This window comes from Paraburkholderia sp. SIMBA_027, from assembly GCF_046535315.1.
GTDB lineage: Bacteria > Pseudomonadota > Gammaproteobacteria > Burkholderiales > Burkholderiaceae > Paraburkholderia > Paraburkholderia tropica.
Window position 1 is genome coordinate 1 of record NZ_JAWRWY010001164.1, and the last position, 252, is coordinate 252.

Genomic DNA, 252 nt, shown 5'->3' on the forward strand with positions numbered 1-252 from the left:
GGAAACGCGCCTGTCGGGCGGCGACATCGCGCTCGAGGGGCAAGTGGACGACGGCGAGGAGTCGTATGCGCCGATCGCCTACCTGGCCGATTCGCACAACGAGCCGAGCGCCGTGCTCGCCGCGCGTCAGCGCGACATGCTACAGACGGACGGCATCGCGCAGGCGCTCGAGGCGCTCGACGCACGCAGCCGCCGGATCATCGAGGCGCGCTGGCTGAACGTCGACGACGACGGCTCGGGCGGCTCGACGCT

Annotated in this window: 1 pseudogene; it reads left to right on the forward strand. The window is 71.4% G+C overall.

Going from position 1 to position 252, the window contains the following annotated elements:
• A pseudogene (locus tag SB764_RS42805) lies at positions 1-252 on the forward strand (RNA polymerase sigma factor RpoH); the annotation flags it as partial.